Here is a 10,985-nt window from a genome sequence, read left to right as displayed (position 1 = left end):
GCGCACGATGACTCCCTCCTTGAAACAAGCCGAGTTTAGGTACTGACAACACCTCGCGCCGAGAAGACCCTGGGGGTGAGCTTGACCACACGGAGCGTGAACCCGGGCGCGAACAGGAAGCCAAATCCCCCGTCGCTCCACCGTACGCCCGGTTTTCGGGGCCGCGGCGCGCTACACGATGTGGGCTAGGTCTCTGCCTAGCCTTGCTGCGGCGCTTCAGCTTTCTTTGTGGAATCCCTACGAACGAGCGGCGGAATTTTTGCCGCGTGGTCCTCGCTCGTCCACCCCGTCGACGCCGCCTGTTGCACGCCTCTTGTCGGCCGCGCTTACCCGTTAGTAGCGTTCACGGTGTCGAGCGGAAGAGGGTGGGCGGGGTGGCGCGCAGACCAGTGGCCGCGATAGCGGCCGTGACGCTGATGCTGGAAGCGGCCGGAATAGCGCTGCTGAACTGGATCCTGGGCCTGGTCGTGGACCGGCAGCAGATGTCCATGGGCGGGCTCGACACGGACGCGATGTCCATGGGCACCTGGGTCGCGGGCGGTGTCTTCGGCCTCTATCTGCTGCTGTGCGGTGTGGTGCTGCTGCGCGTCGCGATCCGCGACCGCGCGCCCGGCCGCTTCGGCCGCATTCTGCTCATCACCTGTGCCGTGGTGCACGGGCTGTTGGGCGCCTTCTCGGTCGGCCTGGTCGGCTGGCCCGCGTTCGGCTTCATGATGGTGGTGCTGGGGCTGCTCGTGCTCACGCTGCTGGCGTACGGGCCGGAGGAGGACACCGCGCCCGCCGAGTCCGCGGGCAACGGCCAGGACGCCCCCAGCCCCGCCTAGGCCCGGACTGAGCGCTCCGCGGGAAGTGCCGTGAGGTGCCGTCATGCGTCTGCGGCCGCCTCGTGGCCGGCCGCGCCCACGCGGCGGAGCCGCACATCGACACAGCCCCGCGCCCCTTCGGGGCGCAACCGCACCACACCGGAGTTCAGCGAGTCCGCTCAGGCCCTCGTCAGCCGCTCAGCCGCTCAGTCGGTCCAGAGGTCGGTGATGCCCACGCCGACCTCGGCCAGCAGCCGCCGCAGCAGCGGCAGGGACAGCCCGATCACCGTGCCCGCGTCGCCCTCGATGGAGTCGATGAACGGCGCCGAGCGGCCGTCGAGCGTGAACGCGCCCGCCACATGCAGGGGTTCACCGCTGGCGACGTACGCCGCGACCTCGGCGTCGGACGGCTCGCCGAACCGGACGGTGGTGGAAGCGGTGGCCGAGGTGCGCTGCCCGCTCGCCGTGTCGATCACACAGTGGCCGGTGCGCAGCACCCCCGCCCGGCCGCGCATCGCCTTCCAGCGGGCGGTGGCCTCCTCGGCGTCCGCGGGCTTGCCCAGCGCCTGACCGTCCAGCTCCAGCACCGAGTCACAGCCGACCACCAGCGCCTGTGACGCCTCCGGAAGGGCCGCCACCGCGTCCGCCTTGGCCTCCGCGAGCACCCGGGCCAGTTCCCCGGGGGTGGCCGCGCTCAGCGCGTCCTCGTCCACCCCGCTGACGATCACCTTCGGAGCCAACCCGGCCTGGCGCAGCAGCCCGAGCCGGGCGGGGGAGGCGGACGCGAGAATAAGGGTGCGCTGTGCGGTCATGCGCACCAGAGTAGGCCGTCCCCCGCCCGTCCGGCCGGGCCTCTCAGGGACCGGTCAGGGACACAGCGCCAGGATGCACATCGCGATCATCACGGCGATCGCCAGGACGGCACGGGCGCGCCGGAGCATGGCCTGCGCCCGCCGCAATTCCTCGGGCGGCTCATCGGGCGGCTCGGACCACAGCATGCTTCCGATACTGGAACGCCGAGCGCCGTGGCGCCTGAGTACGCATACTCAGGCGCCACGGCGCTCGGGCACTATTTCCGGCGCTCCGGCGGCTCGGTCAGGCCGGCCAATACGTCGTACGCCATGCCTTGGGGCCGGGGTGCGGCATCCGGCGGCTGGGGAGGGTGCGCGCCGGATCGGACCACTCCTCCGGTACGCCCTCGCCCTGCGCGACGGCCGCGGCGGCCGCCGCGCGGGCCTGGACCACCGCGACTGCGGCGGCCAACTCCTCAGGGGTGGGATTGCCCCGGACGATTCGGATCATGGAATCAGCCCTTCTAGAGGGGGATGTTGCCGTGCTTCTTCGGGGGCAGCGACTCGCGCTTGTTCCGCAGGGTGCGCAGGCCCCGGATGATGTGGCGGCGGGTCTCGGACGGCATCACGACCGCGTCGATATAGCCGCGCTCGGCCGCGACGTACGGGTTGAGCAGGGTGTCCTCGTAGTCGGCGATCAGCTCGGTGCGGGTCGCCTCCGGGTCGTCGGAGGCGGCGATGGTCCGCCGGTGCAGGATGTTGACCGCGCCCTGGGCGCCCATGACCGCGATCTGGGCGGTCGGCCAGGCCAGGTTGAGGTCCGCGCCCAGGTGCTTGGAGCCCATGACGTCGTAGGCACCGCCGAACGCCTTGCGGGTGATCACGGTGATCAGCGGGACGGTGGCCTCGGCGTAGGCGTAGATCAGCTTGGCACCGCGCCGGATGATGCCGCTGAACTCCTGCTCGGTGCCGGGCAGGAAGCCGGGCACGTCCACGAAGGTCAGCACCGGCACATTGAACGCGTCGCAGGTGCGCACGAAGCGCGCGGCCTTCTCCGAGGCGTCGATGTCCAGGCATCCGGCGAACTGCATCGGCTGGTTGGCCACGATGCCCACCGGGTGGCCCTCGACCCGGCCGAAGCCGGTGATGATGTTCGGCGCGAAGAGCGGCTGCGTCTCCAGGAACTCGTTGTCGTCCAGGACGTGCTCGATCGCCTGGTGCATGTCGTACGGCTGGTTCGCCGAGTCCGGGATGAGCGTGTCCATCTCCCGGTCCTCGTCGGAGACCTCGAGGTCGGCCTCGTCGGGGAAGGCCGGGGGCTCGGAGAGGTTGTTGGACGGCAGGTACGACAGCAGCGTCTTGACGTACTCGATGCCGTCCTTCTCATCACCGGCCATGTAGTGCGCCACACCGGAGGTGGTGTTGTGGGTGCGGGCGCCGCCGAGCTCCTCGAAGCCCACGTCCTCACCGGTGACCGTCTTGATCACGTCCGGGCCGGTGATGAACATATGCGAGGTCTGGTCCACCATCACCGTGAAGTCGGTGATCGCCGGGGAGTAGACCGCGCCGCCCGCACACGGGCCGACGACCAGGCTGATCTGCGGAATCACCCCGGAGGCATGGGTGTTGCGGCGGAAGATCTCGCCGTACATGCCGAGCGAGGCCACGCCCTCCTGGATACGGGCGCCGCCGGAGTCATTGATGCCGATGACCGGGCAGCCGGTCTTCAGCGCGAAGTCCATGACCTTGACGATCTTCTCGCCGAACACCTCGCCGAGCGCTCCGCCGAAGACGGTGAAGTCCTGGGAGAACACCGCCACCGGACGCCCGTCGACCGTGCCGTAGCCGGTGACCACGCCATCGCCGTAGGGCCGGTTCTGCTCCAGGCCGAAATTGGTGGAGCGGTGCCGGGCGAACTCGTCGAGCTCGGTGAAGGACCCCTCGTCGAGGAGGAGGTGGATCCGCTCGCGCGCGGTCAGCTTGCCCTTGGCGTGCTGCTTCTCCACCGCCCGTGCCGAGCCCGCGTGGGTCGCTTCTTCGACGCGGCGTTGCAGGTCCGCGAGCTTCCCCGCGGTGGTGTGACGGTCTGGAATCTCGGGGGCGATCTCCGGCTCGGACATCGGGATGCGGCTCCTGCTCGTCCTGGGGATGGATTCAGGGGATTCAGCGAACAGACGGGGTCGATAGCGGTTTCGGACCGGTTCGGTGGCTTTGAGCTGGCTGGGCTACCGGCTCGTAGCGTATCGGCGGGACTGCGTGGTGGCACTGCGTCGTTGGCCACACCTCCTGACCCTAGGCTGGCCCGTATGACGCCTTCTGACACCCCGGGGAGCCCGGAAGATCGGCACGGCCGCTGGTCCGATCTGGAACGGCCGCCGCTGAGCGCCACCGCGCTGCGCCAGGCCCTGGTGCGCCCCGGTGGGCTGTGGACCGGTCTTGATGTGGTGCAGGCGACCGGTTCGACCAATACCGACCTGGTCACCCAGGCATCGGCCGGGGCTCCCGAGGGCACCGTGCTGATCGCCGAGGAGCAGACGGCCGGGCGCGGACGGCTGGACCGCACCTGGACCGCCCCGCCCCGCTCCGGGCTGTTCTTCTCGGTGCTGCTGCGGCCCGGCGCCGCCGGGGTGCCCACTGCGCGCTGGGGGTGGCTGCCGCTGCTCGCCGGGGTTGCCACCGCCGGGGCGCTGAGCCGTATGGCGGGCGTGGACACCGCCCTGAAGTGGCCGAACGACCTGCTGGTGACGGTCGGCGGCGAGGAGCGGAAGTTCGGCGGGATCCTGGCCGAGCGGGCCGGGGACGCGGTGGTGATCGGGCTCGGCCTGAACGTCTCCCTGCGCGCCGAGGAACTGCCCGTGCCCACCGCGGGCTCGCTGGCCCTGGCGAACGCCGTCTCCACCGACCGCGACCCGCTGCTGCGGGCCGTGCTGCGCTCCATCGAGCAGTGGTACGGCGAATGGCGCCGGTTCGAGGGCGACCCCGGCCCCTGCGGACTCCAGGAGACCTACGCGGCGGGCTGCGCCACCCTGGGGCGCCGCGTCCGCGCGGAACTGCCGGGCGGCGGAGAGACGGTCGGCGAGGCGGTCGCGATCGACGGCGACGGACGGCTGGTACTGGCAACCGAGGGCGGGGTGCAGGAGCCGGTCTCCGCCGGGGACATCGTGCATCTACGCTCCGTATCGAGGGACGAATGAGGGCTCAAGTGGAGAGTGAGCTACGGCACACCTGACGTATCGTTGTCGCGGTCGGTCCAGTTCGGGGCGGCCGTGGGCGAGCCGGAACCGAACCGGAAGAGGGAACGGAAGGGCAGTGCGCAGGGATCGGACAGGGGGCGGGCGGTGACCGCCGACGACACGGGTTCCGGCACGGCCGAGGAGCGCGGTGTGCGGGACGCCGCCGACGCGGCCGTACGGGACACCGGGGCGCGGGAGCACGCTGCCGCGGACACCGCCGACACCGACCCCGACGCTCCGGACCCGATCGCGCTCCGGCTGGAGCAGCTGATTCTGGGCGCCGAGCGGCGCTACACCCCCTTTCAGGCCGCCCGGAGCGCGGGCGTCTCGGTGGAGCTGGCCACCCGGTTCTGGCGGGCCATGGGCTTCGCCGACATCGGCCAGGCCAAGGCGCTCACCGAGGCCGACGTCCTGGCCCTGCGGCGGTTGTCCGGTCTGGTGGAGGCCGGGCTGCTGAGCGAGCCGATGGCGATCCAGGTGGCCCGTTCCACCGGCCAGACCACCGCCCGGCTCGCCGACTGGCAGATCGACTCGTTCCTGGAGGGGCTCACCGAGCCGCAGGAGACCGGGATGACGCGCACCGAGATCGCGTATCCGCTGGTCGAGCTGTTGCTGCCGGAGCTGGAGGAGTTCCTCGTCTATGTCTACCGGCGGCAGCTGGCGGCGGCGACCGGCCGGGTGGTCCAGGCCGCGGACGACGCCGAGATGGTCGACCGGCGGCTCGCGGTGGGCTTCGCCGACCTGGTGAGCTTCACCCGGCTGACCCGGCGGCTGGAGGAGGAGGAGCTCGGCGAGCTGGTCGAGGCGTTCGAGACCACGGCCGCCGATCTGGTGGCCGCACACGGCGGACGGCTGATCAAGACCCTGGGCGACGAGGTGCTGTACGCGGCCGACGACGCGGGCATCGCCGCCGAGATCGGGCTGCGGCTGATCGAGACCCTCACCCACGACGAGACCATGCCCGAGCTGCGGGTCGGGATCGCCTTCGGCACCGTCACGACCCGCATGGGCGATGTCTTCGGCACCACGGTGAACCTGGCGGCCAGGCTCACCTCCATAGCGCCCAAGAACGCGGTCCTGGTCGACGGCGCCTTCGCGGAGGAGCTGAGCCACACCGGGGAGGCCCCGGTGTCGGAGGCGGAGGCCGCGGAGGCCGCCGCCGCCGCGGAGAAGGAGGGCGAGGAGCCCCCCAGCTACCGCTTCGCGCTCCAGCCGATGTGGCAGCGGCCGGTGCGTGGTCTCGGGGTTGTCGAGCCCTGGCTGCTGAGCCGTCGCGGCTGACCGTGTGTGCGATGTGACAACTGGCCCCGGCGCGGAAGCCGGGTCGGCTAGGGTCCGTCTTTGAAGGGGGCGTCCGGCCGCGAGCGGCGTCTGGTGCGGTGGATCGCAAGGCGGAGGATCGCCCTTGTACTGGGCGTACTCGGGTGAATCCGACAACGCGGCGAGGCGCCGTAACAGGCGTCGGGAGCAGGGCGGCCCCTTCGAAGACGGGCCCTGGTCTGCGCGCCAAGATCCACGAGTGGGTCCCGGTGAGCGGGCGGGACCGGGTGCGCTGACCGCCCCGGCGCCGTACGCCGCCAGTCCGACCCGCCCCCGGATGCCAGGAGCCATGTGTGACCGAGCCCGATGAGCCCGGCCCTCAGTCTCAGCCGGGAGCGGCGCCGGCGCCCCGCTGCCCCGCGCGGGCCGAGGGCGGCACCGGGGCGGTACCGCTGGACACCCCGGAGTTCGGCCGGGACCCGTTCGCCGTCTACCAGCGGCTGCGGGAGACCCACGGCCCGCTGGTCCCCGTCGAGCTGGACCCGGGCGTCACCGCGACCCTGTGCGTGGGCTATGAAACCGCGCTGGAGATCCTGCGGCGCCCCGAGACGTTCTCCAAGGACCCCCGGCGGTGGCGGGCGAGGAACGAGGGCCGGGTGCCCGACACCAGCCACGCCGCGCAGATGATCCGGTACCGGCCGATGGCCACGGCGGTGGACGGCGAGGAGCACCGCCGCTACCGCGCCGCGATCGACGACAGCACCAGCCGGATCGACCCGGGCGCGCTGCGCGGCTACGTCGAGCGCATCGCCGACTCCCTGATCGACCGGTTCTGCGCGACCGGGGAAGCCGATCTGGTCGGCGACTACGGGGCCCTGCTGCCGCTGCTGGTTCTCGGCGAGCTCTTCGGCTGTCCTCGCGAGACAGCCGACCGGCTGTTCACGGGGATGGCGAAGATATTCGACGGCATGGATGTCGGCTCCGCCGGCCTGATGGTGGCCGACGCCCTCCGGGAGCTGATCGACCTCAAGCGGGCCCGCCCGGCCGCCGATGTCACCTCCTGGCTCATCGCCCACCCGGAGCGGCTCACCGACGAGGAACTCGTCGAGCAGCTCGGCCTGCTGATGGCCTCCGGCAGTGAGCCGGTGATCAACCTGATCGGCAACGCGCTGCGGGTGCTGCTGACCGACGACCGGTTCGCGGGCGGGCTCTCCGGCGGCAGCATGCTCGTGGAGGACGCGCTCGACGAGGTGCTGTGGACGGATCCGCCGCTGGCCAACCTGGCGGTGCACTTCCCCCGGCACGATGTGGACCTGGCCGGGGTGCGGCTGCGCGAGGGCGAGCCCGTCGTGATCAGCTTCGCCGGGGCCAACCAGGACGCGCTGCGGGTGGCGGGAAGCCCGCAGGGCAACCGCGCCCATCTGGCCTTCAGCGCCGGTCCCCATATGTGCCCCGGGCGGAGCTCGGCGCGGCTGATCTCGGCCGTGGCCATCGAACGGCTGCTGGACCGGCTCCCGGACCTGGCACTGGCCGTCCCGCCGGAGGAACTGCTCTGGCGCCCCGGCATCTACCAGCGCGGCCTGGTGGCCCTCCCGGCCCACTTCCCACCGGCGGAAACGTCCGCCGCCCGGGACGCGGCCCCCGCGGGGAGTGACCGGAAGCCGACGGCGGGGGCCGCGGCGACCCCGGCGGCGGAAGGTCCGGCGGCACCGGCGGCTTCGGCCGGCAACCCCGCGGCGCCCGCGGCGGCTTCGGCCGGTAGGCCGGTGGAGCCCTCCGGCGCCGCGTCGGCCGGGCCGGGGAGCCCGGCCGGGACCGGCCCGGCGGGAGTCCCCGTGGACCAGCCATCCGGTGAGCCTTCCGGCCCCTCCGAGCCGGGGACCCTGGCCGAGCGCCCGGGGACACCGGCGGTGTCCGCGTCGCCCTCGGCCGGGGACCCGGACGTACCGTCCTCCGCCGGTGGCACGGCGGCGTTCGGCCTCCGGTCTGCTGACCGGACCGCCGACGACCCCGACGCGGCCGAGCCGCAGTCGCAGGAGCCGCCGGAGCCGCTGGAGGAGGACGACCAGGCGGATCCGGCCGCCGCCTCCGTGGCCCAGGGCAGACCGTCCGTCCTGGCCGCGTTGAAGCGGTGGCGCCGACTCCGTTAGAGCTGGGCTCCGTTGAGCCCGGCGCCGATGCGCGACAGGTTCCGGCTCAGATGCCGTTCACGGCGGCCACCGTGAACGGTGTCCGCGGTGTGCCGTCGCCCAGCGGGCCGCCCTTGTCGAATTGGGAGCGGACCACGTAGAGCGTGCCGTGGCGGCGTATCAGGGTGGTCGGGACCTGGAGCGTCTCATCCGTGAACCGGCGCTCCTGGCGGGCCGCGTGGCCGTCCGCCGAGACCCGCCAGCGGCTGATCGCGTTGCCGGTGTTGTGCGCCGCCCACAGGGTGCCGTGGCGCAGTTCGAGGCCGTCCGCCAGGCGCAGATCGCCGCCGTGCAGGGCCACCCGGCGGATCCGGCCCGAGGACAGGTCCAGCCGGTAGAGGTCGCCGCCGGTCATGTCGACGGTGAGCAGATAGCGGCCGGTGGGGTCGGCGACGATGCCGTTGAGGGTGTACGTGCCCGGATCGTGCGGCTGCATCGCGCCGTTAAGGTCGAAGCGCGGGGTGAGGACCGCGCGCCCGCCGTGCGCGCGGGCGTGGGCGAGCTGGTGCGGGGTGACGCGGTAGACCACCGCGCGGGCGCTGTCGGTGAGATACGCGCTGCCGTCCGGGGCGATGGCCAGGTCGTTGACGAACCGGGCGCCCTGCCCGGGGACGTCGAAGCGGGCCAGTAGACGGCGGGTGCGCGGATCGTAGACGGAGACTCCGGCCGTGGAGTCGGTCACCCACAGCCGCCCGGCGCCGTCCACCTTCAGCCCGTTGGCGGTGGTGCGGCCGTCGGTGCCCGCGGGCAGCAGGACTTCGGCCGCGCGGCGGCCGGGTGTCATCCGGTAGACCGTGCCGTCGGCGAACGACCCGGCGTAGAGGGTCCCGCTGCGCGGATCGGCGGCAATGCCTTCCGGGTAGACGCGGTCGCCGGGCAGTTCGTACGCGGCGGAGATCCGGGGCTGGACGGGGTGGTGCGCGGCCGGGCGGGTGGCCGGAGCGTCCGCGGGGGCGGTGGCCTGGGCGGCGGGGGCCAGCGGCAGTACGGAGGCCAGGGCGGTGATCGCGACGGCCAGGGTGCGGCGCGGAAGGGCGCGGGGCATGGTGCCTCTCTGGTTGATTGAATACACTGCTTGAGGTGTGCTCGAACCATAGTTAGAACCCTAATCATCGTCAAGATGCTTATCTTTGATGCCGCCGTACGATGCGCAGATGACCTCGATGCCCGCTAGCGAGCGGCTGGGCTCCCACCTCAAGCGAGCCGAGCAAGCGCTGAACGCGACCAAGCACGCCGTGCTGAAGCCCGCCGGTCTGACCGTTCCGCAGTACGCGGCGTTGCTGCACCTGTCGGAGAACCCGGGTATCTCGGCCGCCGCGCTGGCGCGGGCGTGCATGGTGACCCCGCCGACGATGAACACGCTGCTGAAGAACCTCCAGGAGCGCGGGCTGATCGAGCGCACCCCGCACGAGTGGCACAAGAACGTCCTGGAGACCCGGCTCACCGAGCGGGGTCAGGAGATGCTGGCCGACGCGGACGCCCGTGCCGTGCGGGTGGAGCGGGGGCTCTCCGCCGAGTTCAGCGAGGAGGAGCGGGAGCGGCTGGTCGCGCTGCTGGGGCGCTGTGTGGACTACCTGGAGTCGGTCCGTCCGCGCTGAGAGCGCGGTCGGGTGCGGGTTCCGGATGGCGGGCCGAGCTGCGATGATCGCTCGCGACAGGTTCACGGTCGTTAACCGGGAGGGTTTCCGATGGGCGAGCAGCACGACGAGGTGCGGTACGGCGAATGGGTCGCGGTCCGGCGGCACGGCTCCGTGGCCGAACTGGTCCTGGACCGGCCGAAGGCCATGAACGCCGTCTCCTCCGAGATGGCGCGCTGTATCGCCACGGCCTGCGCCGCCCTGTCGGAGGACCGCGACGCCCGGGTGGTGGTGCTGACCTCCAGCCATGAGCGGGCCTTCTGCGTCGGCGCGGACCTCAAGGAGCGCAACTCCCTCACCGACGCCGAGCTGGTGCGCCACCGGCCGGGCTCGCGCGCCGCCTACACCGGGGTGCTGGAGCTGCCGATGCCCACCATCGCCGCCGTGCACGGCTACGCGCTGGGCGGCGGCTACGAACTGGCGCTGTCCTGCGATGTGATCGTCGCCGATCCGACCGCCGTGGTGGGGCTGCCCGAGGTGTCGGTCGGGGTGATCCCGGGCGGTGGCGGCACCCAGCTGCTGCCGCGCCGGGTGGGTGCCGCCCGCGCCGCCGAGCTGATCTTCTCCGCCCGCCGGGTGCCCGCCGAGGAAGCCCGGGAGCTGGGCCTGGTGGACCGGCTGACCGGGGAGGGCGAGGACCGTACCGAGGCGCTGGAGCTGGCCCGGCGGATGGCCGCCAACTCCCCGGTCGGGCTGCGCGCCGCCAAGCGGGCCCTGCGGCTGGGCCACGGCCTGGATCTGAAGGCCGGTCTCGAGGTCGAGGACGCCGCCTGGCGCACGGTGGCTTTCTCCGGGGACCGGGCCGAGGGCGTCGCCGCGTTCAACGAGAAGCGCACCCCCGACTGGCCGGGGGAGTAGGCGGTCGGCCCGCCCGCCGTCTACCCGCGGTGAACGGCCCGCAGCGGATTGTCCCCGACGTTCTTACGCTGGAGGGCAGAGCGAGAGCTGCGGTGCGGTGAGAATGCGAGGCCGTCGTGAGCGACTACGGCGACTACGGCGACTACGTCGACAACGGGGACGGCCACGGGAGCGGCGGATCCGGCGGAGCGGCCGGTGGGCGTCCCGGCGGTGT

The 10,985-nt window shown here is 72.3% G+C and carries 11 protein-coding genes; 6 read left to right on the top strand and 5 right to left on the bottom strand.

Features of this window, described 5'->3' with window-relative positions; translation table 11 throughout:
- The first annotated feature begins 374 nt into the window (after positions 1–374).
- Entirely contained in the window at positions 375–824 is a 450-nt protein-coding gene (locus tag JK363_RS32925) for a hypothetical protein (protein ID WP_307821959.1), read from the top strand.
- Between the two features lie 185 nt (positions 825–1,009).
- On the opposite strand, the gene JK363_RS32920 is transcribed toward JK363_RS32925, so the two are convergent.
- The 4 genes from JK363_RS32920 to JK363_RS32910 all read right to left on the bottom strand — a co-directional run bounded on the left by JK363_RS32920 (position 1,010) and on the right by JK363_RS32910 (position 3,714).
- Complete coding sequence (locus tag JK363_RS32920; RefSeq protein WP_201880939.1) at positions 1,010–1,615, bottom strand: Maf family protein; 606 nt, start codon at positions 1,613–1,615, stop codon at positions 1,010–1,012.
- Between the two features lie 54 nt (positions 1,616–1,669).
- Positions 1,670–1,801 carry a morphogenic membrane protein MmpB gene (mmpB, locus tag JK363_RS43960; RefSeq protein WP_268981120.1) on the bottom strand — a complete coding sequence of 44 codons (132 nt, stop codon included), beginning with the start codon at positions 1,799–1,801 and terminating at the stop codon, positions 1,670–1,672.
- Between the two features lie 97 nt (positions 1,802–1,898).
- Positions 1,899–2,105 carry an acyl-CoA carboxylase subunit epsilon gene (locus tag JK363_RS32915; protein WP_201880937.1) on the bottom strand — a complete coding sequence of 69 codons (207 nt, stop codon included), beginning with the start codon at positions 2,103–2,105 and terminating at the stop codon, positions 1,899–1,901.
- A gap of 13 nt (positions 2,106–2,118) precedes the next feature.
- Complete coding sequence (locus JK363_RS32910) at positions 2,119–3,714, bottom strand: acyl-CoA carboxylase subunit beta (protein ID WP_201880936.1); 1,596 nt, start codon at positions 3,712–3,714, stop codon at positions 2,119–2,121.
- 186 nt (positions 3,715–3,900) lie between these two features.
- On the opposite strand from JK363_RS32910, the gene JK363_RS32905 reads away from it, so the two are divergent.
- The 3 genes from JK363_RS32905 to JK363_RS32895 all read left to right on the top strand — a co-directional run bounded on the left by JK363_RS32905 (position 3,901) and on the right by JK363_RS32895 (position 8,237).
- Complete coding sequence (locus tag JK363_RS32905) at positions 3,901–4,788, top strand: biotin--[acetyl-CoA-carboxylase] ligase (RefSeq protein WP_201880935.1); 888 nt, start codon at positions 3,901–3,903, stop codon at positions 4,786–4,788.
- A 144-nt stretch (positions 4,789–4,932) separates the two neighbouring features.
- The gene (locus JK363_RS32900; RefSeq protein WP_201880934.1) at positions 4,933–6,108 is read left to right on the top strand and encodes an adenylate/guanylate cyclase domain-containing protein; all 1,176 of its coding nucleotides are present in this window, start codon (positions 4,933–4,935) and stop codon (positions 6,106–6,108) included.
- 332 nt (positions 6,109–6,440) lie between these two features.
- Positions 6,441–8,237 carry a cytochrome P450 gene (locus tag JK363_RS32895; RefSeq protein ID WP_201880933.1) on the top strand — a complete coding sequence of 599 codons (1,797 nt, stop codon included), beginning with the start codon at positions 6,441–6,443 and terminating at the stop codon, positions 8,235–8,237.
- A 46-nt stretch (positions 8,238–8,283) separates the two neighbouring features.
- Here JK363_RS32895 and JK363_RS32890 read toward each other — a convergent pair whose 3' ends face one another.
- A complete protein-coding gene (locus JK363_RS32890; protein ID WP_201880932.1) occupies positions 8,284–9,321 on the bottom strand; it encodes an SMP-30/gluconolactonase/LRE family protein in 1,038 nt (345 codons plus the stop codon).
- A 109-nt stretch (positions 9,322–9,430) separates the two neighbouring features.
- Between JK363_RS32890 and JK363_RS32885 the strand changes: the two genes are divergently transcribed.
- Together JK363_RS32885 and JK363_RS32880 are read left to right on the top strand one after the other, a co-directional pair.
- Entirely contained in the window at positions 9,431–9,874 is a 444-nt protein-coding gene (locus JK363_RS32885) for a MarR family winged helix-turn-helix transcriptional regulator (protein WP_236076281.1), read from the top strand.
- Between the two features lie 90 nt (positions 9,875–9,964).
- Positions 9,965–10,771: an enoyl-CoA hydratase/isomerase family protein gene (locus tag JK363_RS32880; protein WP_201880931.1), complete on the top strand. Its 807-nt coding sequence runs from the start codon at positions 9,965–9,967 to the stop codon at positions 10,769–10,771.
- The last annotated feature ends 214 nt before the right edge of the window (positions 10,772–10,985 follow it).

It is taken from the genome of Streptomyces coffeae (assembly GCF_016741875.1).
Classification (GTDB): Bacteria; Actinomycetota; Actinomycetes; order Streptomycetales; family Streptomycetaceae; genus Streptomyces; species Streptomyces coffeae.
The sequence above is the reverse complement of the archived record's forward strand: the minus strand, read 5'-3'. Positions and strand labels throughout refer to the sequence as shown.